Consider the following 25,008-nt stretch of genomic DNA (forward strand, 5'->3'; position numbering starts at 1 on the left):
GCTCTGAACGTTCAAACGGTTAGAGATTTGTAGGCCCGCAGCGTCATCTTTTGCGCTGTTGATTTTTGAGCCTGAAGCTAGACGCTCCATTGATGTTTGTTGTGCGCTGTTTGCGTTGTTTAGGTAACGTTGCGCTGTCATCGCTGAAACGTTTGTATTTACATTCACTGCCATGGTGATTTCTCCAATTGATTTTCCGGTATAGCGGTTTCCGACGTCTCGGAAAACCAAGTAGTTCTCTCAAAGTTACTTTTAATAACGGCGCGAAAATCAGAAGCTTTAGAAAAACTTTCAAAAAACCACAAAAAATTTATTAATTTAATATTTATCAATGACTTAATTTATCGCATTTTCTAATACAGCGATAGATTTCAATTGAGAAAAGATCTTAACCTGTTTGAAAAACGTACGAATCGCCGTCTAAATTGCTCAAGGTGGAGAAATGATCAATTGCCAAAGAGCTCTGGGGTAGACAAATCTTGTGCAATAGGCGAAATTATTTTTCGTGAACAAGAACAGTCAAATAGAGCTCTAAGAAAGGTAGAGCGAGAAAATTCGTAGGAAAATAAATAGCAAAAACAAGAAATACAGAAAGGAAAAAGCCCCTTTTCCTTTGAGAGAACCGGGGCTAGTTGGCGCGTCAGAACCTGTGTGGAGATCATCGAGAAATGAACACATTTCCGACTTGCCGTTGCATTCTTACTGTAAAAATGGATAGCAGGTGAGAGATGAGAGAGCTAAACACTCAATAGTAAGTATGCTTGCCAGTTTCCCTTGCTGCATGGCTCACGTCTGAACACGAGCAGCAAGTTCAACCAATAACTATTGCAATAATGACATCGCAGAGTTAGGCAACTGTTTTGCTTGAGCAAGTATTGAAGTACCTGCTTGTTGCAGAATTTGTGATTTGGTCATTTGCGTCGTCTCTTTCGCAAAGTCCGTATCTTTGATTCGGCTGTTTGAAGCGTCTACGTTCTCTTGTACGTTTGCCAAGTTATTAATACTGTGGCTTAGACGGTTCTGTTTTGCACCCAAATCAGCACGTTGTGAATCCACGTACTTCATTGCAGAATCAATCACGCTAATTGCGTTCTGTGAACCCGCAACGCTGGTTAAGCTAACGTCTTGAACAGAGGTAGCACGGCCTTCACTCTTAATACCTAGCTCAGACGCTAGGCCACCAGAGATAGACATTGCACCGTCAAGGTCTGGTTCAGCAACGAATAGCTGGATGCGACCATCATCAGTAACCGATGCGTTCACAAGATCAGATTGACCATTGATGTAAGTAGCAAGCTCTTCGATATCGTCACCCGCTTTGGTATTGATATCTAAAACGATATCTTCACCCGCTTTGGTTTTGAATTCGAACTTAAGATCACGAGCTTGTGCAGGCACTTCCCAGCTCTTATCTTTGCCGTTTTCAGAATCAAACGTTGTACCACCCATGCGGAAATCATCGGCACGAATGCTCGTCAGAGCCATGATCATCGCTTCACCAGAGTTAGAACCGATCTGGAACGATGCTTCACCAAATGAACCATTCAATAGACGACGGCCACCAAAAGACGTTGTCTCTGCGATACGGTTAAGCTCATCTTGAAGTGCCATAGACTCTTCATTCAGTGCCGTACGCTCTGCTGGAGAGTTAGTACCGTTTGATGATTGAATCGCTAGATCACGCATACGTTGTAATACGTTGGTTGATTCGTTCATCGCGCCTTCAGCGGTTTGAGCAATTGAGATACCGTCATTGGCATTACGCATTGCTACATCAAGACCACGAGATTGAGCTGTTAAGCGGTTCGAAATTTGCAAACCTGCAGCATCATCTTTTGCGCTGTTGATCTTGTGACCCGATGACAAACGCTCCATTGAAGTCGCTAAGTCATTCGACGCTTTATTCAGGTAACGCTGTGCTGTCATAGCAGATACGTTAGTACTTACATTAATAGCCATTTTGCTCTCCTTATGAGTTCGCAAGCTTTCTGCGAAGCGGCCAGCTTTACTCTCATATGGATAAGCACTGACCGTGTATTACTCGATAAAACCTATACAAGGTTTAAGATCTGTATTAATCATTTATAACCAAAACAGATACAAGTTGTATGCCAAGTTTAATCTCATATAAATAATTTTTTAATTATCTAAAAATCAAAAACTTACAAACAACACTGCGCAATTATGATTTTCTACTATTAGAAGGTAAAAACATTCACCTTCCTTATTGCCGTTTTTTGCCGCTATTCTAGAAACATCATGCTTCGTACAAAAAAGCGGCAAACTATGGCGTCATTCGCACGTATGGCATAGCACATACGGCAAGGAATCAACGCCATGGTGATCGACAAGTCACCATTAAATGCCGATTGATCATTAAATATAGTTAAACAAGGTCAGGTCTTTGGTTTTGCCAAACGCTTGTTGAGAAGCTTGTAGTGCTCGAGAGTTTTCATTGAACTCAATGATCGCTTTCGAGTAATCCAAGTCTTCAAAGTTGCTTTTTGCTTTCGCTAAAGACAACTTAAAATCTTCATGTTGCTGCTCTTGAATATCCAGCGTACTTAAACGTGCACCAACATCGGTTCTTGCCTTGGTTAAATGAATAAACGCGGCATGAAACTCTTCGGTTACTTGGTGCAATTTCGCCGTAGCTGATGCATCCGATACTGGGTTTTCAGCCTGTTCAGCGGCTTCTTTAAACGTATCAAAGATAGAGAATGTCTTTCTCGGCTCTAAGGTGATCGAATCACCTTTCGTGATCTGGCCTTTAAGTTGGATATTCAGCCCTTCGTAGACAATACCTGTCGAAGGATCAAAATCTTCCGCGGCGACGACGGTCCCATCTTTTTCAAGTTGGTAGGCATAGTTTCCGGTCTGCATATCAACGAACGTCACCTTGTACGTTGATGAATCTTTAGTTGTGTTCGTTGCGCGCTCTAACAATAGCTCTGAAGCGGGCTCAAGGTCATACTGAGGCTCAAAATCACCAAATGGGTTGTCTATTTCCATAAACATCTTGCTGCCTGGATCATTCATTGCCATTTCAAAGCTACTTGCCACACGCATCTTGCGTTGGTAGTCATCACCTTGATAAGTCACGTTTCCTTGATTGTCTCGAAAGAAAGGCTGATTCTTTGGTTTAGTACCCGCAAATGTGTAGTTACCCGACTCATCTTGAGAGTTGGCTAAATGAAGGAAGTTATTCGCCAGTTCTTGAATTTCACGCTTCTTGGCTAAACGGTCTTCTGGAGAAAGCGCACCGTTGATCATTTCCATCACGGTTCGTTTTGCTTCATCAGCAAAGCCTTCAGTGTTAGAAACTAATACTTCATGATGTTCAAGACGATTTCTTACTAGAGTAATCGCATCTACATACTGTTTAAGTTGTTCTGACTGCTGACCTATGTTCTGCAAATAGTGCGTCGCTAATGGATCATCACTTGGCGACTGTAACTTCTTACCTGAAGCAAGTTGCGCTTGGTTGTGATGCACCTTGTTCTCTTGGCGGCGCAAGTCATTTTGTACTGACTGATAATTATGGAAGCTAGAGATACGATTCAACATTTATACCTTCCTATCTCAGAGCCAAAATAGTGTTAAACGTATCGTTGGCTGCTTGCATGATGCGTGAAGAAGCCATATACGCTTGCTGAAACTTCATCATATTTGCCGCTTCTTCATCGAGGTTTACTCCCGAGATAGAAGCAATACGCTCTTGAGCCGACTGTTTTTCTAACGTCGCAATATCACTCAAACGATTTGCCGTTGAAGATTTCAAGCCCGTATTGGTATTCAAGTTGTGGTAAAGGTCTAAAATCGTAGACTCACCATCATTCAAAAGCTTTCCTGTTTGAAGATCTTGCAACTTACGCAGGTTACCGTTGTCACCTTCTGATGGGACAAGGTTTGCCGTAAATTTATCATTTGCCACAGCGCCTGGTGTTAGCTCAAACGTTGTTCCATTGATAGTCACAGGGCCTTCAGGCGGATACGGTTGAGGCTGCATCAAGATGTTGCCCTTAGGATCGGTAACCGCAAATTGCTCCCCCTTTGGTGATACAACCACTTCAAACTCACGCAATTGACCGGCCGCTAGAATTTTGAACCCAGCAGTGCCCTTGGCAAAAGTGGTCGATGCCTCATAGCTTTGTGCGGCAATGTCTTTCGGATCTTTGGTTTCCATCTGCATTTGAGCAGCAAAATTACGCGTTGGACGCAGTAACAGTTTCTCTCCTAGCTCAGGAGGATTACGAATTTCCACTCGCATGCCATCAAGATAAAAAGCGTTGCCGCTAGAGTCGGTCGCCATCTTAACTGTCTCACCGTTCGGCTTAGTCACCACGTAATCGCTGCCATCGTATTTCAGACCATACTCACCGCCTTTTAAGGCAGAGGTATCATCAATATATACCGCAACATCTGCTTTCGATTGCCCGCTAGCCGTGACACGAGATTTAGCCACCAACTCAGAGTTAACATCAGTAAACAGGTTCTTACCTACGTTGCCGTTGAGATCCAAACCTTGTTCTTGAAGACCATTTACCTCGTATGAAAACGCGGTCGCTAAACGACCAAGTTCATCCATGATTGCCGGGATGTGTTCGTCACGCATGTCTAGCATGGCGCCGATTTTTCCGTCGATATCACTGCTGGTGATCGGTTTTAAAGACTTACCTTCAACAATCGCTAGTCGACGCTGATGTGCATCGGGTAAGCCATCAACCATTTTTAATTGGCTTGCTTCACTACCAGATACTAAGGTATGGCCATTGCCAATATGGACATTAAACCCTTCGGCATTTGAGCGTGGTGTCACCGTTACTTTGGTGTAACCAGAAAGCTCATTAATCAACTTTTCGTGCTGATCTCGTAGGTCATTATGAGGCCCAGGAGTCCGCATCATTAAACGTTGAACATCACGGATCTCGTACGCAAGCTGATTAACTCGCTCGATACCCATATCTAATTTTTTATTGGTAGAGTCAGACTGTTGGCGAACCGTTTCATGGAATTCATTTAACGTTTTACTAAGTAGCCCAGCCTTTTCTAATACAACTTTTCGAGCACCGACATCATTCGGTGTATCAGCTAATGTTTTAACCGAATCAAACCATTCATTAAGGTTTTCTGGAATCTTCTTCGAAGCAACAGATGACAGCATACTCGACAGCATATCGAGGTTAGCTTCGGTGTCGCCTTTATTGGCGGCATTGGTTGTCGATAAGTTAAGTTCGTTGACGGCAAATTGGTCCCAAGAGCGGCGAACATTTTCCACATGCACGCCCATACCGTAGCTTTGGCCACCGTACTGACGCGGGTCATTCACACCTTGAATCACAGATTGGCGGCTATAGCCCTCTGTGTTGGCGTTAGAAATGTTATGACCTGTGGTGTTTAGCTGTCTCTGAGCAGTAAGAACACTTTGTGCCCCTACATTCAGAAGATCCGACGCCATAATGCCCCCAAAAAACTTAACAAAATCAGGATAAACTGATTAACTACCAGTTTAAAAAGCAATATATGTGCCAATAGACACAGCGAAGAACTAAAAGACAATAATTTATTGAAGTGTAAGGAGATAACTACAGACTTCGCAGCAAAATTTGAGGTGATAGATAAGAAAAGAGCCTGCCAATGGCAAGCTCCCGTATACATTCAATAACGCTAGTTCATCTCGTCAATCTTAGCTTTCACTCGCAAAACCTTGTCTGCATAGTTAGGGTCAGTTGCGTAACCAGCTTGGTGAATACCTTTGATGAAATTCTCTGAGTTACCTTGATGCTGCAATGCCGTTTCGTATCTTGGGTTTTCATTCAAAAACTTCACATAGTCGTTAAAGCTGTCTTCGAAGTTTGAGTAAGAACGGAATGAAGCCGACTCTTTAACGGCAGTTTTACCGTGAAACTCGAGAGTTTGAGTTGCAACCTTATCGCCCTTCCAACTTCTATCGGCTTTGATGTTGAATAGGTTATTACTGTTACCTAATGAGTTCTTAATCATTTTAGAACCCCAACCTGTTTCAAGCGCAGCTTGTGCCAATAGGAGTGATGAATCAACACCAAGCGCACTTGCCGCTTTTTCAGCGTAAGGCTTCATTGAGGTCACAAACGATTCTGGAGAATCAAAGGATACTGGCTGTTTTGCTGCTTGCGCAGATTGAACGTCTGACGCACGCTCTTCCGAACGGCCTGAGTATTGCGGCCTTTGCAATGAAGCATCAAAGCCTTCACTGCGAACCTTCTCTTCAGACGCATCGCTTGCTTGACCAGCGCTTAGCTGAGCCACAATCATATCCGCAAGACCTAACGAACCTGAAGCACTTAACTCACTCGCCATTTGGTCATCTTGCATCTGGCGATAGAACTGCTCGTTCTGGCTATTCAGCATATCCGACTTAAAGCTCGAGTTCGCATCACGCATCGACTTAAACAACATCGAGGTGAAAATCGATTCAAACTGTTTCGCAGCAGCGGTTAATGCTTCTTTCTCGCTACCTTCTTCACCGTTTACTGCTTGTTGACGAAGGCGATCTAGGCTGCCGATGTCGTGGATAAAACCAATATCATTATTATTCTTAATCATGCTTTATTCCCTAGATAATGATCAATTGGCCTTCAATCGCACCCGCTTGTTTCAGTGCTTGAAGGATTGCCATTAAATCTGAAGGCGCAGCTCCTACTTCGTTAACTGCGCGGACCAAATCATCCAGCGTTAGGCCAGGTTCAAATTTGAACATCTTGCCATCGCCTTCCGTGATTTCGATATCAGAATCAGGAACCACTACCGTTTGGCCACCAGAGAATGCATTGGGTTGGCTTACGTTTAGATTTTCTTTGATTGCAACCGTCATACCACCATGTGTTACTGCCGCCGCTTTTAAGCGTACGTGCTTACCAACCACAATGGTGCCGGTACGAGAATTAACAATGATTTTTGCAGAACCTTCTGCAGGGTCGAATTCAATATTTTCGATAGCCGATAAGAACGCGACACGTTGGCTGATTTCTCGAGGAGCACGAACTTTTACTGACGTCGCGTCTACCGCAGACGCCATTTGTGGGCCTAGGAAATTATTAACTGCGTCAGCCAAACGCTGAGCCGTTGTGAAATCGGATTGGATTAGGTTAAAGGTGATGTAGTCACCACGACCAAATGGGGTTGGGATCTCTTGTTCAACCGTCGCGCCGCTAGAGATGATACCTACGTTTGGGTTGTTGCCAACGATCTTCGAACCGTCATTACCTTGAGCACTAAAGCCACTTACTACCAAGTTACCTTGCGCCACAGCATACACCTGACCGTCTAGACCTTTCAGAAAGGTCTGTAACAAGGTACCACCACGAAGGCTTTTTGCTGAACCGATAGAAGAAACGGTTACGTCAACTTCCTGACCTTGCTTAGAGAAGGCTGGAAGTTCAGCGGTAACAATTACCGCCGCTACGTTTTTCGTTTTTGGCTTCGTGCCGGGCGGCAATTGAATGCCAAAATTTTGCAGCATCGCGTTAAACGTTTGATCGGTAAAGGGAGTTGTCTCACCAGTACCCGGCAAGCCGGTCACCAAACCGTAGCCAACAAGTTGGTTACTACGAACACCCGCCACTTTTGCCACGTCTTTGATACGCGCAGCATGGGCACTTGTGGCAAGAAATAGCATGCCGAATAGTACGAGTGTTAGTTTTTTCATTGAGTAACCTGTCTGTATTGCTTTAATTTATAATAGCTTAGCTAAATATGGCTAAGTGATAGAGGCTGTCAGTATGTCGTCGCCCTCTCAAGCTCTACAGAGATACATTAAAGAATCGTGCCAAGAATCCAGGCTCTTGCATATCTTTCTGCACGCCCGTGCCCGAGTACTGAATTCGTGCGTTAGAAACACGGTTTGAAGCGATGGTATTTTCGAAATCAATGTCGTCTGGACGGATAGTGCCACTTAGGCGGATATACTCATCGCCTGTGTTCAATGTCATCCATTTTTCACCACGAACCACTAGGTTGCCGTTGGCTAAAACTTCAATAACTTCAACGGTAATGTAGCCGCTGATACTGTTACTTTGGTTGGCTGATGCGTCACCAGCAAAGGTATTGGTGTTGCTCAGATCGTAAGAAAAGTTGTACTTATCGATAGTCAGCTCTTGACCACCAACGGCCAATGGCTCCATCGATGCATCATTCGACTTAGACATGTCCGCGTTGGCTTTTTTGGTCGCACGAGTATTCTCATCTAGCGCTACAGTAATGATGTCACCAATGCCGCGAGGTTTTGAATCGTCATACATGCTGCCAATGTGGTTCACATTGAACAGTGAGCCCGTTGCCGCTGCGTAATGCTCTGGTTTCTGCTTGGGATTGATTGGCGCCCATGCAGGGTCACCAGCAATTGGATCGGTGCGACCACGAAGCGTGTCGATAATGCCTGAGCTCTCTTGCGCCGACTTATCACCTTCCACAGCATCAACCACTGTGGTTGCATTTTCTTCTGCCGGAGTCTCAATCGGGTCCAGTACAGCACAACCCGTCATAGACATAAATAGAGCTAAACAAAAAATACGTTTCATGGCGATATACTCTCAGCAGGCAGTGGTCAATGGATTAATCAGCAGAAATAGATCTATTAATTAAAAAAGTAAACGGCTAAAAAACCAATTACAGCTGTTGGTTAACAAAGCTCATCATCTTGTCTACCGACGAGATAACTTTCGAATTCATTTCGTATACACGCTGAGCTTCAATCATGTTTACCAGCTCTTCGGTTACGTTCACGTTCGATGTTTCTAGCATCGACTGACGGATATTACCTAAGCCATCAAAGCCCGGAACCCCCTCTTGTGGGTCGCCACTCGCGCCAGTTGGCAAGTAAAGGTTTTGACCTACTGGCTCTAAACCACCTGGGTTTACAAAATCAGTAATAGTGATTTGGCCAACCACGACGTTGTTTTGCTCACCACGTAGACGAACCGACACTTCACCATCGTTACCTACTGTTACCGAGATCGCGTCTTCAGGAATCACGATTTCTGGTTGTAGAGGGTAACCTTGACCCGACGTTACGATCGCGCCGTCACCGTTCAACGTGAACTGACCATTGCGGCTGTAACCTGTTTCACCATCTGGCATCTCAACTTGGAAGAAACCGTCGCCTTCAATCATCATGTCTAAGCTGTTAGATGTCGTTTGTGCGTTACCGTGAGTGTGCACTTTTTGAGTTGCGACCACCTTAGAACCAGCACCCAACATCAAACCACTTGGCAGCTCAGTGTTCTGAGACGATTGACCACCCGGTTGGTTGATGTTCTGGTAGAACAGATCTTCAAATACCGCGCGGCTCTTTTTAAAACCAATGGTCGAGGCGTTGGCAAGGTTGTTCGAAATCGTTGAGATATTGGTTTGTTGGGCGTCTAAACCTGTTTTACTTACCCATAATGCTGGATGCATAGCAATTTCCTTTAAATTCTATTAGCTCATACGAAGCAGTGAATCAGACGACTTGTCCATTTCCTCTGCTGTGCTCATCATCTTGACCTGCATTTCAAACTGACGTTGTAAGTCAATTAAGCTGGTCATTTCACCTACGGCATTTACGTTACTGCCTTCGATAGCACCTTTTAGCAACGTTACTGCTGCATCTGCTTCGTATGCCTGATCTGGGTTTTTCGAACGGAACAGACCATTCGTATCTTTAAACAAAGTTTGATTGTCTGGACGTACAAGCTTAATACGATCAACTACGGCCAATTCTTCAGCTGGAGCGCCTTGAGGAATCACCGAAATCGTACCGTCAGTACCAATTTCTACTTTACTGATTGGGATGGGCAGTGTGATTGGCGCATCGTTTTCACCTAGCACCAAATGGCCACTTGCATTAGTTAGCAAACCGTTTTGGTCAACCTTAAGGTTGCCGTTACGTGTTAAACCTTCGCGGCCGGTGTTATCCATAACTGAAATCCAACCATCACCTTGAACGGTAACATCGAGATCTCGGCCAGTGGTAACCACACTACCTTGCGAGAAATTATGGCCCGGACGCTCTGTCATACTGAAAACACGAGTAGGCATGCCTTCACCATACGCTTGCATTGAACGCGCTTGTGCCAAATCAGCACGGAAACCCGTTGTACTCACGTTGGCAAGGTTGTTTGCACGTAGCTGCAAAGCTTGCATATTTTGCTTAGCGCCACTCATGGCAAGAAACAGTGCGCGATCCATAATTTTGCTCCAAAAAATCATCTTCTGGAGCTAATAAAGCAAACACTGTGCCAATATTTTTAACTGTTATTTATCAATAATTTAAATAGAAAACGAACAAGGAGGGGTGATCATTAAAGGATCATTCAGGAAGAATTGTTGCCAGTGGCATTACCGTGCGGCAATAGGGGCGGCAAATAAGAAGACAAACAACAATACCCAATTCAATAACATTGAATTGGGTATTCGCAGATGATTCAAACGCTCGAAACGATTAACGAATCTGAAGAATATTCTGTTGCAGTTGGTTGTGTACTTCTAGAGAACGCGAGTTCGCTTGGAAGTTACGTTGAGCAGAAATCAAATCAACCAGTTCTTGAGTCATATCGATGTTCGATTGCTCTAGTGAGCCGTTGTTGATGCTACCAAATGAACCTTTGTTCGATTCACCCCAGATTTTATCACCAGAGTCGTTAGTAGAATCCCACTGAGTACCGCCTTTCTTATCTAGGCCTTGCTCGTTTGGTACACGAACTAAGCCTACACGGCCAAGCATCACGTTTTCACCATTTGAGTAAGTACCCAGAACACTGCCGTACTCATCGAAATCGATTTTGGTTAAGAAACCTGTTGTCGCACCATCTTCATCAAACTTAGTCAATTCAAACGGAGCAGCAAACTGAGTTGAAGAATCCAGACCAAACTTAAGCACCTGTGTTGGATCGGCACCGTTCAAGTCAATTGGGTTCGCACCTGCACCTAGAGGATCAGAGTTAATTGGCTGACCACTGTTTAGGCTTGCTAACGTACCGTCATTGTTGAACTTCATTGTGTGGCCAACATGACCAGTTGCATTCGTCGCATCACCGCCAGTAATGTTCAATGGCTTCTCACCATTCTCATCTGACATGGTGTAGTACGTTTGCCAAGTGTTTGGTTGAGTCTGATCTTTGAGGTAGTAAGTCGTTAACTTGTAAGACTGACCCATAGAATCGTATACCGTCGAAGACGTTGCACGGTTATAAGTATCAGCATCTTGGTAGTTAAATGCAGCCGGGTCTTTAAGATCACCATTTGCAGGAAGGTTGACCCCTACTTCAATGTTTTCTGTCTGTTTTGGCTTACCAAACTCAGCAGGAATGTCGAGAGGCTTTGGCGCGTAAGAAAGAACTTCACCCGAGTTTGGATCAACATCGTAACCTAAAAGAAACTCATCATTAGCCGTAACCATATAGTTGTCTTTGTTTAGGTGAAATGCACCATTACGCGTTAGTTCGTTAATCTCTGGCACCATGCGATCTTTCGATACTGCAAAGAAACCTGTACCACTTACACGCAAATCCATTGGGTTGTTCGTATAAATACTTGAACCTTCGTGGAACTGTTGCGCCACTTGGCTAGCTTGCGCACCACCACCTGACGTCGTTTTTGCGTTAGTAAACAACGAGTTTGAGTAAACATCACCGAACTCTGCACGAGACTCTTTAAAGCCAAACGTGTTTGCGTTCGCAATATTGTTACTGGTTGTATTCAGGTCTAATTGTGCAGCGGATAGGCCGCTTAAAGCTACATATGACATTCCAATATTCTCCTAATCTATCTAGCTAGCATAGTCACTCAATAAAGAGCTACGCTTTACCAACTTCTAGTACTTCAGCAAGTCGTACTGGCGATGTGAAACCAGCCAGATTGAGTAGTACGTTGCCATCACCCTTACCAAGAAGCACACTGTTTACGTTCGCATAACTGGAAACTTGAAACTCTGTGTTCTCGCCATCCAGTAAACCCGACGCTTTCACGTTATATTTACCGGCCGGCAATGGGTTACCGTCTTCGTCTTTTCCGTCCCATTCAACACGTGTATCACCAGATGGTTTAGAGCCGATATCAAATGTGCGAACCAATTGGCCAACTTCGTTCTCAACACGGACCATTACATTGTCCATTGCCTGAGGAAGCTTAACCATTGCCGCCATACCGCCATCACCAGGTTTTACACCTGCCGCACCAGGAACCAATACGTCACGACCAACCAAAGAGGATGCCTGAAGTGCTTGGTTAGAGGTCATTGATGAATTCAAGCTTTCAAACTGTGTATTCATTTTGCCAATGCCATCTACGGTCGCAAATGAAGCCATTTGCGCAATCATCTGGTCATTGCTAACCGGCTTGAAAGGGTCTTGTTGTGCTAGTTGCTTAGTCAACAAAGATAAGAAGTCTTCTTGTTTAAGATCCTGCTTACCTGTTGTTTCGTCGGGCTTCTTAGCGCCATCTTGAAGACTCTTCAGCTGGTCAACATAGGACAAGCCGCTTTGACCAACATTGTTGTTGATTCCAGCCATGTGCTACCTCCTTATCCTTATTGACCCATCTGCAGCGTACGCAGCAGCATTTGTTTACTCGAGTCAGCAACCTGTACGTTCGTTTGATACGCACGTGATGCCGAAATCATGTTTGCCATCTCTTCCATAACGTTCACGTTAGGCTTGTATATGTAGCCTTCGTTGTTCGCTAATGGGTGATCCGGGTTGTACTCCGCGCTTAGCGGCTTATCGCTTTCTACAATACCTAATACTTTCACAGGCACAGTGTGACCACTGTTGCGTGCTTTATTTAACTCAGCGCCGAACACTGCGTGACGAGCCTTGTAAGTTTCTTCAGCTGAACTACTTACACTGTCCGCGTTCGCAAGGTTACTCGAGGTCGTATTTAGACGAACAGATTCAGCACTCATCGCAGAACCAGTCACATTGAATACATTAAATAAGCTCATCTAATTATTCCCCTTTAATCGCTTTAGTTAAATTCTTGAACTTACTTCCTAGGAAGTCGAGAGAGGCTTGATGCCTAATTTGGTTTTGCATGAAAAGGTTTCTTTCCAAATCCAAATCAACCGTGTTGCCATCTCCTGTATCAGGTTGTGTAGGAATTCGATACTTCGTTTCCCCGTTCACCGTTGTTGAGGCAGAAATGTGCCGACCATCTGTACGGCTAAGACCAATGCTTGCCCCAGAACTTGCCGCTTGCAGTGATTTCTTAAAGTCTAATCCCTTTGCTTTATACCCAGGCGTGTTTGCTTGCGCGATATTGGTGGAAAGCACCTCAGCGTTACGCTCACGTACACCAACTGTGTGCTGGTGAATACCCAAAGCATTGTCAAAAGAAATAGCCATGTAAACCTCAACTCAAGAACTGACTGTTATGAAATAACCAAAGCAATATATATACCAACTTTTAAAACAAAGCGGTCTATCTATACTTTTACAGGTTACTCGTGGGTAAACTTGCAATATACAAGCCAAAAAATAGAGTAAATTGGAATGTCACTCTAACTTAAAGATATAGCTTAAGCGGGCAAAAGAAAACCCAGCACTTGGCTGGGTTTTGAATTTAAACAGTAACGTCGCACCTTATACTGGTGCTACTCATTACTTTAATTTGTAGATGATGCCTGGATTACAGCGAACCATTTCAAAACGATCCGTTAAACCTGTTAATGATTCAGACGCACCCAATAATAGGTAACCACCAGGGTTCAGGCTGTTTGCCATCTGGTTAAGTACTTTTGACTTCATATCAGGTGAGAAGTAAATCAGCACATTACGACAGAAAATAATGTCGAACTTGCCTAACAAGGCATAGCTGTCCATCAGGTTCTGAGGGCGGAAGTTCACCATGCGCTTAACGTTATCTTTCACTTTCATACGACCATCGCCCGCATCTTCAAAGAAGGTACGACGACGCTCAGGAGAAAGTCCACGTCCCAATGCAAGGTTGTCGTACGCGCCTGTACGGCACATATCCAACATACTTGCTGAGATGTCGGTTGCAGTAATCGATACATTTGGCAACATACCCGGCTTACGAGCTTGAGTTTCAAGAATCGTCATTGCCATTGAGTATGCTTCTTGACCTGAGGAGCTTGCCGCAGACCAAATCTTAATAGGACGCTTATTTGCCGCTATTTCCGGTAGAAGTTTATCCGCAAGCACAGCAAACGGGTAAGTATCTCGGAACCAAAGTGTCTCGTTCGTCGTCATGGCATCGACAGCAGCCACACGCAGCTCACGGTTTCGACCTGTTACTACGTCTCTCAATAGATCAGATAGAGAAGCTAAATTAAACTTCGCTACTAATGGGCTTAGACGACTGCGCACCAAGTACTGTTTGCTGTCACCTAATACAATGCCACATTGAGATTCTAAGAAACGGCTGAAATCGCGATACTCTTGATCACTTATTGTTATAGCAGTCATTAATGTCTCTTTTAGTTAGTTAACGCAGCTTTTACCGCTGCACCAAGCTCATCAGGGTTGAATTTCGCGATGAAGGAGTTAGCTCCTACGCGTTCAACCATGGCTTGGTTAAATACACCACTCAACGATGAGTGTAAAATTACGTATAGATCTTTAAGTTCGGCGTGACGACGAATCTCAGCAGTTAACGTATATCCATCCATTTCTGGCATTTCGATATCTGAAATCACTAATGAAATCTGATCGTAAATACTGCCTTCTGATGACATCTGCACCAGCTTCTCATAGGCCTCTTTACCATCTTTCACAGAAATAACTTCAAAACCAATCGACTCAATAGCACGTTGAACCTGCTTACGAGCAACAGTCGAGTCATCAGCAATCAAGATGCGGCGAACCAGTTCTTTCTCTTGTTCGACTTTCGCAATATCTTCAGCAATCTTACTGTCCATTGTTTCATCAACAGGAGAAATTTCTGCAAGAATCTTCTCAACATCTAGAATTTCTACCAATTCATTATCAATGTTGGTTACCGCTGTCAGGTAGTTCGCTCTACCTGCGCCATCTGGCGGCGGAAGAATCGATTCCCAGTGCATGTTAATAATGCGCTCTACTGAACTTACCAAGAAACCTTGAATGGTTCGGTTAAATTCAGAGATAACCACAAAACACTTTTCAACATCCGTTGTAGGACGGCCACCAATCGCTAAGCTCAAGTCAATCACAGAGATCGTTTGGCCACGAATATGTGCTACACCTTTAACCAGTGGGTTCAAGTTTGGCATCTTTGTCAGCTTAGGGCATTGAAGCACTTCTTTTACTTTAAAGACATTAATGCCGTAACGCTGACGCCCCATTAGGCGAAAGGTTAGTAATTCTAATCGGTTTTGACCGACGAGTTGCGTACGCTGATTCACCGAATCAAGAATACCCGTCATGAGCTCATCTCCATATCAAACTTTTTTGTATAAAAAGTGTTAGTCTACTGCAGGCTACGAACCACCAGAGAAACGGAATGACGTATTATAAAACAAATTTGCCACCTCTTTCCATAGCAATGTGTAGAGCTACTTTTAAAACTGTCGCTAAGTTTATCGGCATTTTATCAATATTGTTTAGTTTTTTTGTACAAGCTGCGACCCCAGAACAAATTGAGATGATTCAGTCAGCAGCAGAGCAACACATCCTTGATACGGTTGAGCAGCCACAAGGCGGTGAACTCTTTGTAAATTCAGCAAATGTTGATTCAAGAATCAAAGCGACAGACTGTCCAGCACCTTTAGAGACCAGCGCCTCAACCACCACCAATACCCGCAGCAGTATTACGGTTTTAGTGCAATGTATTCCTGATGAATGGCGCGTTTATGTACCCGTGCGTCTTTCGATGTCAGTGCCCCTTGTTACCACCACTCGCTCACTCGCGAGAGGCGAAATCGTCGGACAATACGATGTCACCACCGCTATGATTTCTCTTAACAAATTTCGTCGCCAAGGTTTCACCGCTCCAGAGCAAGTTATCGGCGCTAAGGTAAAAAAGAACCTGAGACCCGGTGATGTAGTTGAAAGAGGCGATATCTGTGTCGTATGCCGAAACGAGAAGGTTATCATACAGGCAGTAAAAGGTGGCATGACCATTACCACCAAAGGCACAGCACTTACCGATGGCTCTATGGGCGATCAAGTAAGAGTGAAAAATGATAAATCACAGCGTATAATTGAGGGGATTGTTACCAGCATGTCTGAAGTCACAGTTTACTTTTAACTATCTACTTCTAAATTGACGGTATCGTTAGCTATTTTGCTCTCAACTCTAACGCCAAATATAACGGCGGCGGTGTTTTGTCCCTTTTCGACTATTGAGCTAAAAATTGCTAAAGTATTCGAACCCTTGGTCGATATTGACTGTACAGGTTCCCATTTTTGAAGAAAAAGGCTTAACTATGGCAGGCATTGATAATATTCGTTCAGGGCAATCCCTAACGACCACTAACCGATCAGCAGTACGCTCTGATTCTAGTTCTGAGGCATCACGCTCTGATGTATCAACTAAATCACCAGCAAGCAAGGATGCGGTTTCTCTAAGCCAACAAGGCAAAGCGATTGGTCAACTCCATCAAGACATGGCAGCACAGCCAAGCTTTGATTCTGTGAAAGTGGCAGCGATCAAAGAAGCAATTGCGAACGGTTCATACACGGTTGATCCAGAAAAACTGGCTGACAACATGATCAAGTTCGAAAACGAATTAAAAGGTCTTTAAGCACTAACCCTTAGATTAAGTGGTTAACTTAAAGCACACGAGGTTATTGATAGGTTTACGTTATGGCGGCACTAGCAGATTTAGTTAATTTTCAACTTCAAAATGCCAAAGCCTTATCTGAATTATTAAGTTCAGAGAAAACCGCGATCACGAGCCGACAATCCAATGATATTGAGCGAATCGCCAAAGAAAAAGTAGTTCTTGTTGAACAGCTAAGATCAACCGATCAACGAATCGCTGCCCATACCAATATCTCAGAACTGACCGAGAATCCTGAACTTGCTCAGTTAGTCACAAAGATCCAGTCCATAGTGCACGACTGCCAGCAAGCGAACCTTGTTAATGGCGAAGCCTTGAATCGAGCGCACCTTAGCTTCAAAAAGCTCAGCAATATGATGCAACAAAGCCACGGTAAAATTGGCATGACCTACAATGCAGGTGGCCAAACACATACCATTTCTACGCTGGGAACCAATGTAAAAGCCTAGTTAAGCCTCCCTCTTCAGTAATACCCATTATTAACCTTCTGCCTGTATCTGTATCTGTATCTGTATCTGTATCTGTATCTCAGACTATTCCCATCATTATCTTTTATCAAAACACCTAATCAGCCTTTGAACGCTCTACAAAATCGATAAACAAAAAAGCGGCAAGTATTTTCATACTTGCCGCTTTTACATTGATATTAGTTATTGGTTGCCGATACGCCATCTGGAAAGCGAGTGACAGCCAATATCTTTGAATATTCAATTCAAACACCGAAACTAGAACAGCGTTTGTTGTCTCTTTTCAGGTACTGGCTGAACTTCGCCGTAATTACGTAGTTGTTCCATCTTACGAATATCGAGCTGAAGCTCAGTGACATAACTATCACCTACAGGGTAACTGCGTACTACTTCTGCGCCACGAATTACACCATCAACCGCACCAGAAGTACGTTCTGTACCAAGGCGTTGATCTTCAAGCTCTGCTCGACCACTCACTCGCATACCATAGACTTGCTCAGCAAGTTCACGGTAAGCATCAATTTTTGAAGCTCTCATTGCGCGGATGCGCTTCTCTTCGTCGTTGCGCCCTTTTTGTTCACTGATACTTGCATAACCAACGGCAACCAAGAAATCGTCTGGCCTCATGTTTTGCAGTGGTTGACAGCCAACAAGCACTAAAGCGGCAACAACAAATATTAACTTCTTCATCTCGAACTCCTAAGGGCGAAGAATGACAGTATAAGGCTGGGTCATCGTTGGATCAGAGCGAATAATGACACCATCTTGAGTTCGAATACTGTTCAGAGTATCTAGGTCACGGCCAATACGATCCGCAGGTAAGAAGCCCTGTGCAGACGCCACAACAATACGAGTTTGCATGCCAACAACACGGGCATTTACTAACACACCGCCTTCTTGTCGAAGCATGGTGCCTGTTAGTACGTATTGAACGTCTTGCTCTTGAGCTAAGTCTTTCCAATCGCGGCTTAACGCAAAGTCACCTTGGTGAGTCACTTGAATAGAACCGGTTGTTTTGAAGTCAACAACCTTGAAGCCACGACGCTGAAACTGATGAATGAAGCCTTCTGATACCGAGTTTCCTAGCCAATTCGTTGTATCCATATGTTGCAAATCAACAAACGAAGTGATCGCTATCGGCGTTCTAGCTGAAATACTTGTATTCGAAATGATCAAATCTTCAGTCATACTTTCCACGAAAAAATCCATAGTATGACGAGGGCTGTCCATCAACATAAACTGACTGCCTGAATATTCAGACTTGCCGTTATAGATCGGCGAATAAGCGCATGATGTCAGTAACATGACACTCATTACTACGAGCCATTTTTTCATTCTCTAATCTCCAGATATATTTAGTGCTACCTGTTCCAATATGTTCTCACCATTATTCTTTTCAATGGATTACAATGTTGGAACAGTCTTTGCTTTTCATTAATGGTCCAGATTAAGAAAATCGCACTTAAGTCAGCTTCAAGCTTATAGTTATTTGTTAAGCAATATTTATACCCAACTGGTAACGAATAGATGAAAAAAATAATTTCTTACTTATTTTCAATAAGTTCACTGATAACAATAAGCTTCAGTGCTCATGCCTCCTGGTATGAAGTTACCGGTACTGCAACCATAGTGTCGTCAGAAGAGACGGCAAGAATCCATGCACTAGAAGACGCAGTATACAAGGCTATTCAGTTCTCAGGAGCCGACATCGGCAGCATTGCCAACCTCACGCCGTATCTAGATGGGAAGAAAAAGGAATATCAATTTACCAACCACGAAGTGCGCTACATCTTGGTAGAAAAAGAGAAAAAGCGTAGTGGCAATATAATGATCACTGCAAGGATCGATATCTATCCTTCGGCAAATGCTTGCCATGAGAGCCAATATAAAAAGACATTTTTGGTCGGCAACATTGATGTGACCTCCCCACAACAAGCGGTAATGGGCAGAATTTATAATATTGGCGATGATTTTGGCCATGTCGTGGATCGACAGCTAGCACAAGAGTCTCGCAGCTTTGTTTCCGTTGGCACGACCAATTACGACATCGACAAACGTCGACCTGAGGTGATCAAAATGATCGCCCAAGACACTGGCGCGCAGTACATCATTGGTGGCGATATTACCGATTTAACCGCGACCATCGAGTCCAAACTTTTGAAAGACGACATCATCAATCGTCAGTTTGCTTTAGAGATGCAAGTCTTCGATGGCAAAACAGGACATCAGGTTTACAACCGTAGCTATCGTGAAGTGGCAAAGTGGCCATTTGCTAAGACTAGTGAAGTCGACACCCGCAGTGCCCGTTTCTGGGCATCAACCTACGGCAGTATGATGCTGCGTGTTAGCCGCAATATTATGTTGGACTTGGAATCGGAAGTGTCATGTAAGATCACGCTTCCAGAGGTTGCAGCGGTATTTGGTAACACGGTGACCATTGATTTAGGTCGAATGCACGGTGTACAACAGGGTGACAAACTACAGCTATGGCACACAGGTTCGTTTATCGACCAACGAGGCTTGCCGCGCAATAAAGTGTCGCAAAGCGACATCACGCTGACGGTTTCTCGTGTTTACGAGAACGAAGCAGAACTTACGATCGACCAACCAAGCCTTGCAGGAAGCATTCAAATTGGTGATGTAATGCAAAAAATCATGTAGTTAGCGACACTCTCGTCTCATAGTTTCTAATAAAGCCTTAGCAAAAGTACTAAGGCTTTATTTTTTTCATGGGGATTTGTTTCGGTTTCACGGTATTTGTCGTAATCTTATTAATAATATAATCATCACTTAGCAAGCTATGAGTCAGAATAATCTAATTGGTGCTACCGGTTACCGCTTTATCTCGAAAGGCAAAACCGCTTTTAAAATCCACATTCATACTCCCGAAGATAAGGTGCTACACCGTTCGGTCGGCTTTGTTCGTATGGGTGAAGACAAGGCACTAAAGAAAACCATCAAATTAAGAGACGAACTGGGTAGACAGCTTTGGGGCAAATTTTGGCCTAAGGTTCTCAGAGAGCCCTATCTTATGACGCGTCTGCCTCACAGTTTAGAGCCTAAGATTGTATTTAAGCCTAACCCAACTCAGAGTGATCCTGAGCACCGCGACGAGTGCTACATCGCTAAGTGGCGCGTCTTCTCTGAGAATGGTGACTACAAGTACAAAACCAAGGTATGTTCAATCAGAAAGCACGGCCGACTTGCCGCTTATAGCCAAACCAAACGTGCACTGCTTGATGCTCACAAAGACGTAATTGAACTACTTATATTTATGGGACGATTGAACAGCATCGACCTGAAGTAGGCTTAAATCCGATTAAGTTGACCACCCATATTTTTCAGATACAAAAACAGCCGCACATTGCGGCTGTTTTTAGTTTATGACGAACCATCGTGACAATTTAGAGTATTGCTACATACAAAGTCGATTACCTAGTTTCGGCATATCTCAGCCAGTGTCGCCAATCGACGCTTTGACTCTTTCACATAAGGGTTGGTTTGATCCCATGCGTAGCCAGCCAAAATTGAGCACACCATCTGCTTAATCTTCGGGTTTGGATTTTGATAAAAAATCACATCCTGCAGCGTACCAGAGTACCACCCCTCAACATATGTTCTAAAGGTATTTACGCCAACCATCAACGGATCGGCATAATCGCGCTCCCAATCGACCTCTTCGCCGTTAAGCTGTTTTTCCACACACTCAACCGCAAACTGAGCCGACTTCATCGCAATCGTCACGCCCGATGAGAATACAGGATCAAGGAACTCACCCGCATTACCAAGCAATGCGTATTTGTCTGTCGCAAGGTGCTTCACGTTAGCTGAATAACCACCGATTTCACCCGCAGGGTTAGGGTATTCTGCATTAACCAGAGTCTCAGCTAAACCCGGCTCTTCCATTGCCAGTTGTTTAAGAGCAGCAATCTTGTCTTGTGGGTATAATTCAAAGAACTTCGGCTCTCCTACGACACCAAACGAAGACACTCCGTTACTAAACGGGATCAACCAATACCAAACGTCAGGATTTGTCGGGTGCACCGAGATAAGAATTTTGTTGCGGTCATATTCAAGGTCTGTCTCCGTCGCTGAAATATGATCGTTGATGTGCGTAAAAATAGCTTTGCGTGGGGGAAGCGATGATGGCTCTTCCAAATCAAGCATCTTCGGTAACACGCGACCAAAGCCACTGCCATCCAGCACATATTGAGCTTCTAGCTGATAGCGTTCTCCATCAAGCACTTGTACGTCTAAAATGGTGCTGTCTTCAGTGAAGTTAATGCCCGTCAACTCATGTTGATAATCAATGGCAACACCTTGCGCCTCGGCAGTGTCTGCTAACACCTTATCAAAGGCGCCTCGTTGAACCTGAAACGTGGTTCCCGGCCCAGCAGAGAACTTATCTTCAAAATTAAACGCGGTGTACACGCCATTTTTACGAAAAGCGGCACCATCTTTAAATTGGAAGTTAGCGTCAGCCACCGCTTCGCTCATGCCAGCTTGTTCAATCACTTCCATACAAGCAGGTAATAGACTTTCACCAATAGAAAAGCGCGGGAAAAGGCTCTTTTCAATCACTCGAACATCGATGCCTTTTTTATGAAGCAAAGACGCGGCAATAGACCCAGATGGCCCAGCTCCGATGATCACTACTTGAGTTGACAGTTTTTTCATTAATTTAAGCCATGTTTGTTATTTTTTATTGCGCGCCAGCTTTCAATTCAAGCAGTGTATGACCAAGACCGATATCGTCGGTGCGGGCCACCACTTCAAAGCCAGCTTCTTCAACGATCTCTAAGAAATCTTCACTGCGGTAAAAACGACTGTTGCCGTTGGCCAAACAAGTGAAGTAAAGAGAAGTCGCGTTTAAGCTATAAGAAGCCGCATCGTATTTCTGTGCATCCCAAAACAGTTCAAGGATATAGACTGTTGCCTCTTCTGACATATGAGAGCGAACACGCTTTAATATGCTCAGAATCTCCATTGGCGAGAAGCAATCAAGGAACTGGCTCATCCACCACACATCTGCACCCGTCGGCAACGCTTGTTGTTTGTCGAGCATGTTGGCTGGGAATGGCGTCACTCGGTCTTGATGGCCATGTTGTGTCGCGTTTGTCATTGCCATTTCTAGTTGCTGTGGCAAGTCGACAATCGTTATCTCAACATCTGAGTCGTGGTTGCAGCACTGCATTGCCCACTTACCCGTGTTACCGCCAATATCCACTAGTGATTTAGGTTTCTTGCTAAAGACTTTCTCAAGCAAAACAGGGAACGAACGATCGGAATAGAAGTGATCAAACTTGAACCAGCTCTCTTTTGCTTTTTCTGGCAATTGAGACAAACCTTGGTAAATGGTTTCCCAGTCACCCAACTCTTTCAAGCCGGCAGGTGTACCTTCTTCAATCGCTTCCGTTAAATGCATCATCGCGGCGTAGCAAACATCAGCAGTGAAATCCATGTTCGCGTTAGTCATGCCATCGTGCAGAAGGTAAAAGCCAAGGTTGGCCATTTTATAGTTAGGTTTGTCCCAAGTAACAATATGGGCACTTAACGCCATATCGAGCAGAACTTTCACGCCGTACTCGGATACACCGGTTATTTCAGAGAGCGTCTCTGCTGGCAAACCCTCGTTGCCCGCATCATCTAAGGCTTTTAAAATACCTAAATCACGAAGTGTACGAGCAGTATGAAAAACAATAGGAGCGAAAGACAATTTTTGAGCTTCTGTTTTTGCTTCTAATGCATTGAATGGATCTAATTTATATTCCGACACGAAAAACCTAACTTTTAAATAATAGAGGGTTACTCAGCTGCCATTTGTGCAAGCTTACGTTTAATATCAACGTTTAAGTTATTAACCCAACGATTGTAATTACGGTGTATTTCACCATCGTCGTACTTCAAATTCTCTGACTCAACGTAAAGAATAGAGTAAAACTTATCACTATAAGGAATTTCAACCACAGCATGGTGCGAGCGAACATACAATTCAGCGCGGATCAAACCAGGCTTTATTTCTGAAACCAACCAGCCTCGGTTCTCAGCAGACTCATAAATAGCTGATTTCACCTGTTTACTTTGAAGATTCAGTGCAACTGGAGTATCCTCAACATTCATTACAGGTTGGACACGTCCACATCCAGCAAGAACGAATATGAATAACATTGAAACGGCTATTTTTAGTAATTTCATTTAAATTCCTTATCTGTGTTTGTTTATAAGCACGCATAGTATTTAGTTAGAGCCAAAGCAAATCAATACTCTATGTCAAATCAATCCCAATTAATGTCGTTTAATATTGAGAAATGGTCTGCAAATTCGACCGGTCTCAATTCCGTTGCAGAATGGCAAGCGTGGAGCACTAATTTAGACTGGCCTCAAGATGGCTCAACTGAATTTAAAGCCATCCCTCCAATGATGCGCCGCCGAATGAGTATGCAAAGCAAATTGGCCGTCCAAACCGCATTAACCCTTTTGAAAGACACCTCTATTGATTATCTAGTGTTTGCCAGCCGACATGGTGAGCTACACCGAACCGCGACTTTAATTCAATCAATATTAGAAGGTGACGACGCCTCTCCAATGGCTTTTTCTCAGTCAGTACACAATACAGCTGCGGGGTTAACAACAATTGCCGCAAAAGCACCTATTCCACTGACCTCAATTGCCGCAGGACAAGACACTTTCCATAACGCACTGATTGAAGCCTATCTTTACCTTCACCAGTACCCGTCACACCGTGTATTGGTGGTTGATTTCGACCAACCTCTGCCTGAACTCTACCAAGAGTACGAAACACAGAACTTTGCTGATTATGCGCTGGGCTTAGTGCTTACTGCTGGTTGTGAGTACTCTATATCTAGAGTAACAGATGCCAAAATGTTGAACGCTGAGGACTCACTTGCTGACTTACCACAAGCTCTGAAAGCACTGCATAATATTCTTCAGAAGACACCAAACTGGACTATTACGGGCAAGCAGCAACAATGGTCGTGGGTAAACAACGTAAGATCTGAGGCACTATAATGAGTAAAGTCGACCAATATTGGCGAGTATTTGCTACAGGGCTCTGCTTTACCATCTTTGGTCTCGGAGGCTTAATATTAAGCTTCTTAATCTTACCGACTATCGCTTTAACGACTCCCAATACTATTAAAAGAGAGCTTAAAGCACAGCGATTAATCCGTTTCTCATTCAACGCCTTTTGCCAGATCATGAAATTTACCGGGGCAATTGATTACCGAATTGATGGTGCGGATCTATTACGTGAAGATCGTAACTGCATCATCGTCGCCAATCACCCTAGCTTGATTGACTATGTATTGATCGCCTCTCAACTTCCTCAGTGTGATTGCCTCGTTAAGGCCGCTATTTGGGAAAACCCTTTTATGAAAAGGATTGTCAAAGCAGCAGGTTATATACCCAACCAAGCCCCTGACGATCTTTTAGATCGCTGTGAAGAGCGCTTCTCACGCGGTAATGTCTTGCTTGTTTTTCCCGAAGGAACTCGCACAACGCCAGGAATTGAACCATCCTTACAGCGTGGGGCGGCACAAATCGCGACTCGAACACAAACCGATTTACGCGTGATCCATATTACTGTTTCTCCGACATTCTTAACGAAAGAGAAAAAATGGTATCAAGTTCCTGCGACGAAGCCCTTTTTTCATGTCGCGGTGAAAGGTAAAATAGAAGTCGAACCATTTATTGAAGGCTCAAATAATTTAACTTCGGCAGCAAGGCGCCTTAATCATCATCTTGCACAAACAATTTTCCCTTCCGAAGAAAACATTTAGCGTA

General features: G+C 44.0%; 26 protein-coding genes and 1 pseudogene. 7 read left to right on the forward strand and 20 right to left on the reverse strand.

Annotated elements, in window-relative coordinates:
• The 15 genes and pseudogenes from FTW16_RS20660 to FTW16_RS20735 all read right to left on the reverse strand — a co-directional run.
• Nucleotides 1-174, reverse strand: a pseudogene (locus tag FTW16_RS20660) (flagellin B); the annotation flags it as partial.
• Between the two features lie 648 nt (nt 175-822).
• A complete protein-coding gene (locus FTW16_RS20670; RefSeq protein ID WP_146492320.1) occupies nt 823-1,959 on the reverse strand; it encodes a flagellin in 1,137 nt (378 codons plus the stop codon).
• A gap of 417 nt (nt 1,960-2,376) precedes the next feature.
• Nucleotides 2,377-3,567: a flagellar hook-associated protein FlgL gene (flgL, locus tag FTW16_RS20675; RefSeq protein WP_146492321.1), complete on the reverse strand. Its 1,191-nt coding sequence runs from the start codon at nt 3,565-3,567 to the stop codon at nt 2,377-2,379.
• A gap of 10 nt (nt 3,568-3,577) precedes the next feature.
• Nucleotides 3,578-5,458, reverse strand: a complete 1,881-nt coding sequence (gene flgK / locus FTW16_RS20680) for a flagellar hook-associated protein FlgK (protein WP_146492322.1) — start codon at nt 5,456-5,458, stop codon at nt 3,578-3,580.
• Between the two features lie 209 nt (nt 5,459-5,667).
• A complete protein-coding gene (gene flgJ / locus FTW16_RS20685) occupies nt 5,668-6,585 on the reverse strand; it encodes a flagellar assembly peptidoglycan hydrolase FlgJ (RefSeq protein ID WP_061019775.1) in 918 nt (305 codons plus the stop codon).
• A 10-nt stretch (nt 6,586-6,595) separates the two neighbouring features.
• The gene (locus tag FTW16_RS20690) at nt 6,596-7,687 is read right to left on the reverse strand and encodes a flagellar basal body P-ring protein FlgI (protein ID WP_017085296.1); all 1,092 of its coding nucleotides are present in this window, start codon (nt 7,685-7,687) and stop codon (nt 6,596-6,598) included.
• A gap of 94 nt (nt 7,688-7,781) precedes the next feature.
• Nucleotides 7,782-8,558, reverse strand: coding sequence for a flagellar basal body L-ring protein FlgH (gene flgH / locus FTW16_RS20695; protein ID WP_146492323.1), 777 nt, complete (start codon nt 8,556-8,558; stop codon nt 7,782-7,784).
• A gap of 88 nt (nt 8,559-8,646) precedes the next feature.
• Nucleotides 8,647-9,435 carry a flagellar basal-body rod protein FlgG gene (gene flgG / locus FTW16_RS20700; protein ID WP_004739713.1) on the reverse strand — a complete coding sequence of 263 codons (789 nt, stop codon included), beginning with the start codon at nt 9,433-9,435 and terminating at the stop codon, nt 8,647-8,649.
• A gap of 21 nt (nt 9,436-9,456) precedes the next feature.
• Nucleotides 9,457-10,206, reverse strand: coding sequence for a flagellar basal-body rod protein FlgF (flgF, locus tag FTW16_RS20705; RefSeq protein WP_060983620.1), 750 nt, complete (start codon nt 10,204-10,206; stop codon nt 9,457-9,459).
• A 253-nt stretch (nt 10,207-10,459) separates the two neighbouring features.
• A complete protein-coding gene (gene flgE, locus FTW16_RS20710) occupies nt 10,460-11,764 on the reverse strand; it encodes a flagellar hook protein FlgE (RefSeq protein ID WP_048609567.1) in 1,305 nt (434 codons plus the stop codon).
• A 49-nt stretch (nt 11,765-11,813) separates the two neighbouring features.
• Nucleotides 11,814-12,527: a flagellar hook assembly protein FlgD gene (gene flgD / locus FTW16_RS20715; protein ID WP_010439286.1), complete on the reverse strand. Its 714-nt coding sequence runs from the start codon at nt 12,525-12,527 to the stop codon at nt 11,814-11,816.
• Nucleotides 12,528-12,544: 17 nt separating this feature from the next.
• Nucleotides 12,545-12,958 carry a flagellar basal body rod protein FlgC gene (flgC, locus tag FTW16_RS20720; RefSeq protein WP_004736176.1) on the reverse strand — a complete coding sequence of 138 codons (414 nt, stop codon included), beginning with the start codon at nt 12,956-12,958 and terminating at the stop codon, nt 12,545-12,547.
• Between the two features lie 4 nt (nt 12,959-12,962).
• Nucleotides 12,963-13,358: a flagellar basal body rod protein FlgB gene (gene flgB / locus FTW16_RS20725; RefSeq protein ID WP_004736175.1), complete on the reverse strand. Its 396-nt coding sequence runs from the start codon at nt 13,356-13,358 to the stop codon at nt 12,963-12,965.
• 255 nt (nt 13,359-13,613) lie between these two features.
• Nucleotides 13,614-14,441, reverse strand: a complete 828-nt coding sequence (locus FTW16_RS20730; protein WP_060983619.1) for a protein-glutamate O-methyltransferase — start codon at nt 14,439-14,441, stop codon at nt 13,614-13,616.
• An 11-nt stretch (nt 14,442-14,452) separates the two neighbouring features.
• Nucleotides 14,453-15,379: a chemotaxis protein CheV gene (locus FTW16_RS20735; RefSeq protein ID WP_048609568.1), complete on the reverse strand. Its 927-nt coding sequence runs from the start codon at nt 15,377-15,379 to the stop codon at nt 14,453-14,455.
• A gap of 77 nt (nt 15,380-15,456) precedes the next feature.
• Here FTW16_RS20735 and flgA point away from each other — a divergent pair, with 77 nt between their 5' ends.
• From flgA to FTW16_RS20750, 3 genes are all read left to right on the forward strand, one after another.
• Entirely contained in the window at nt 15,457-16,203 is a 747-nt protein-coding gene (gene flgA, locus FTW16_RS20740) for a flagellar basal body P-ring formation chaperone FlgA (RefSeq protein WP_146492324.1), read from the forward strand.
• Between the two features lie 178 nt (nt 16,204-16,381).
• Nucleotides 16,382-16,699, forward strand: coding sequence for a flagellar biosynthesis anti-sigma factor FlgM (flgM, locus tag FTW16_RS20745; protein ID WP_146492325.1), 318 nt, complete (start codon nt 16,382-16,384; stop codon nt 16,697-16,699).
• Nucleotides 16,700-16,761: 62 nt separating this feature from the next.
• The gene (locus FTW16_RS20750; protein ID WP_017064136.1) at nt 16,762-17,187 is read left to right on the forward strand and encodes a flagella synthesis protein FlgN; all 426 of its coding nucleotides are present in this window, start codon (nt 16,762-16,764) and stop codon (nt 17,185-17,187) included.
• 276 nt (nt 17,188-17,463) lie between these two features.
• On the opposite strand, the gene flgP is transcribed toward FTW16_RS20750, so the two are convergent.
• Together flgP and FTW16_RS20760 are read right to left on the reverse strand one after the other, a co-directional pair.
• Nucleotides 17,464-17,895, reverse strand: coding sequence for a flagellar assembly lipoprotein FlgP (gene flgP / locus FTW16_RS20755; protein WP_146492326.1), 432 nt, complete (start codon nt 17,893-17,895; stop codon nt 17,464-17,466).
• A gap of 9 nt (nt 17,896-17,904) precedes the next feature.
• Complete coding sequence (locus FTW16_RS20760; protein ID WP_004736167.1) at nt 17,905-18,540, reverse strand: FlgO family outer membrane protein; 636 nt, start codon at nt 18,538-18,540, stop codon at nt 17,905-17,907.
• Between the two features lie 192 nt (nt 18,541-18,732).
• On the opposite strand from FTW16_RS20760, the gene FTW16_RS20765 reads away from it, so the two are divergent.
• Nucleotides 18,733-19,866, forward strand: a complete 1,134-nt coding sequence (locus tag FTW16_RS20765; RefSeq protein ID WP_146492327.1) for a flagellar assembly protein FlgT — start codon at nt 18,733-18,735, stop codon at nt 19,864-19,866.
• 139 nt (nt 19,867-20,005) lie between these two features.
• Entirely contained in the window at nt 20,006-20,512 is a 507-nt protein-coding gene (locus FTW16_RS20770; RefSeq protein WP_061019773.1) for a hypothetical protein, read from the forward strand.
• Nucleotides 20,513-20,640: 128 nt separating this feature from the next.
• On the opposite strand, the gene FTW16_RS20775 is transcribed toward FTW16_RS20770, so the two are convergent.
• Genes FTW16_RS20775 through FTW16_RS20785 form a run of 3 tightly spaced genes read right to left on the reverse strand, consistent with a single transcriptional unit; the run spans nt 20,641 to nt 23,400 of the window.
• A complete protein-coding gene (locus FTW16_RS20775) occupies nt 20,641-21,882 on the reverse strand; it encodes an NAD(P)/FAD-dependent oxidoreductase (protein WP_146492328.1) in 1,242 nt (413 codons plus the stop codon).
• 25 nt (nt 21,883-21,907) lie between these two features.
• A complete protein-coding gene (locus FTW16_RS20780; RefSeq protein WP_146492329.1) occupies nt 21,908-22,981 on the reverse strand; it encodes a methyltransferase in 1,074 nt (357 codons plus the stop codon).
• Nucleotides 22,982-23,010: 29 nt separating this feature from the next.
• Nucleotides 23,011-23,400 carry a hypothetical protein gene (locus tag FTW16_RS20785; RefSeq protein WP_019824137.1) on the reverse strand — a complete coding sequence of 130 codons (390 nt, stop codon included), beginning with the start codon at nt 23,398-23,400 and terminating at the stop codon, nt 23,011-23,013.
• A gap of 72 nt (nt 23,401-23,472) precedes the next feature.
• Here FTW16_RS20785 and FTW16_RS20790 point away from each other — a divergent pair, with 72 nt between their 5' ends.
• Nucleotides 23,473-24,234 carry a beta-ketoacyl synthase chain length factor gene (locus FTW16_RS20790; protein WP_146492330.1) on the forward strand — a complete coding sequence of 254 codons (762 nt, stop codon included), beginning with the start codon at nt 23,473-23,475 and terminating at the stop codon, nt 24,232-24,234.
• The gene (locus FTW16_RS20795; protein ID WP_146492331.1) at nt 24,234-25,004 is read left to right on the forward strand and encodes a lysophospholipid acyltransferase family protein; all 771 of its coding nucleotides are present in this window, start codon (nt 24,234-24,236) and stop codon (nt 25,002-25,004) included. The genes FTW16_RS20790 and FTW16_RS20795 overlap by 1 nt, the downstream gene beginning before the upstream one ends.
• Nucleotides 25,005-25,008 lie beyond the last annotated feature (4 nt).

This window comes from Vibrio sp. T20 (assembly GCF_007858795.1).
In the GTDB taxonomy this organism is placed as follows: Bacteria; Pseudomonadota; Gammaproteobacteria; order Enterobacterales; family Vibrionaceae; genus Vibrio; species Vibrio satsumensis.

Bases quoted from the DNA above. Each gene is read 5' to 3' on its own strand.
- FTW16_RS20670 (WP_146492320.1), bottom strand. From the start codon at position 1,959: ATGGCTATTAATGTAAGTACTAACGTATCTGCTATGACAGCACAGCGT.
- flgL (WP_146492321.1), bottom strand. From the start codon at position 3,567: ATGTTGAATCGTATCTCTAGCTTCCATAATTATCAGTCAGTACAAAAT.
- flgK (WP_146492322.1), bottom strand. From the start codon at position 5,458: ATGGCGTCGGATCTTCTGAATGTAGGGGCACAAAGTGTTCTTACTGCT.
- flgJ (WP_061019775.1), bottom strand. From the start codon at position 6,585: ATGATTAAGAATAATAATGATATTGGTTTTATCCACGACATCGGCAGC.
- FTW16_RS20690 (WP_017085296.1), bottom strand. From the start codon at position 7,687: ATGAAAAAACTAACACTCGTACTATTCGGCATGCTATTTCTTGCCACA.
- flgH (WP_146492323.1), bottom strand. From the start codon at position 8,558: ATGAAACGTATTTTTTGTTTAGCTCTATTTATGTCTATGACGGGTTGT.
- flgG (WP_004739713.1), bottom strand. From the start codon at position 9,435: ATGCATCCAGCATTATGGGTAAGTAAAACAGGTTTAGACGCCCAACAA.
- flgF (WP_060983620.1), bottom strand. From the start codon at position 10,206: ATGGATCGCGCACTGTTTCTTGCCATGAGTGGCGCTAAGCAAAATATG.
- flgE (WP_048609567.1), bottom strand. From the start codon at position 11,764: ATGTCATATGTAGCTTTAAGCGGCCTATCCGCTGCACAATTAGACCTG.
- flgD (WP_010439286.1), bottom strand. From the start codon at position 12,527: ATGGCTGGAATCAACAACAATGTTGGTCAAAGCGGCTTGTCCTATGTT.
- flgC (WP_004736176.1), bottom strand. From the start codon at position 12,958: ATGAGCTTATTTAATGTATTCAATGTGACTGGTTCTGCGATGAGTGCT.
- flgB (WP_004736175.1), bottom strand. From the start codon at position 13,358: ATGGCTATTTCTTTTGACAATGCTTTGGGTATTCACCAGCACACAGTT.
- FTW16_RS20730 (WP_060983619.1), bottom strand. From the start codon at position 14,441: ATGACTGCTATAACAATAAGTGATCAAGAGTATCGCGATTTCAGCCGT.
- FTW16_RS20735 (WP_048609568.1), bottom strand. From the start codon at position 15,379: ATGACGGGTATTCTTGATTCGGTGAATCAGCGTACGCAACTCGTCGGT.
- flgA (WP_146492324.1), top strand. From the start codon at position 15,457: ATGACGTATTATAAAACAAATTTGCCACCTCTTTCCATAGCAATGTGT.
- flgM (WP_146492325.1), top strand. From the start codon at position 16,382: ATGGCAGGCATTGATAATATTCGTTCAGGGCAATCCCTAACGACCACT.
- FTW16_RS20750 (WP_017064136.1), top strand. From the start codon at position 16,762: ATGGCGGCACTAGCAGATTTAGTTAATTTTCAACTTCAAAATGCCAAA.
- flgP (WP_146492326.1), bottom strand. From the start codon at position 17,895: ATGAAGAAGTTAATATTTGTTGTTGCCGCTTTAGTGCTTGTTGGCTGT.
- FTW16_RS20760 (WP_004736167.1), bottom strand. From the start codon at position 18,540: ATGAAAAAATGGCTCGTAGTAATGAGTGTCATGTTACTGACATCATGC.
- FTW16_RS20765 (WP_146492327.1), top strand. From the start codon at position 18,733: ATGAAAAAAATAATTTCTTACTTATTTTCAATAAGTTCACTGATAACA.
- FTW16_RS20770 (WP_061019773.1), top strand. From the start codon at position 20,006: ATGAGTCAGAATAATCTAATTGGTGCTACCGGTTACCGCTTTATCTCG.
- FTW16_RS20775 (WP_146492328.1), bottom strand. From the start codon at position 21,882: ATGAAAAAACTGTCAACTCAAGTAGTGATCATCGGAGCTGGGCCATCT.
- FTW16_RS20785 (WP_019824137.1), bottom strand. From the start codon at position 23,400: ATGAAATTACTAAAAATAGCCGTTTCAATGTTATTCATATTCGTTCTT.
- FTW16_RS20790 (WP_146492330.1), top strand. From the start codon at position 23,473: ATGTCAAATCAATCCCAATTAATGTCGTTTAATATTGAGAAATGGTCT.
- FTW16_RS20795 (WP_146492331.1), top strand. From the start codon at position 24,234: ATGAGTAAAGTCGACCAATATTGGCGAGTATTTGCTACAGGGCTCTGC.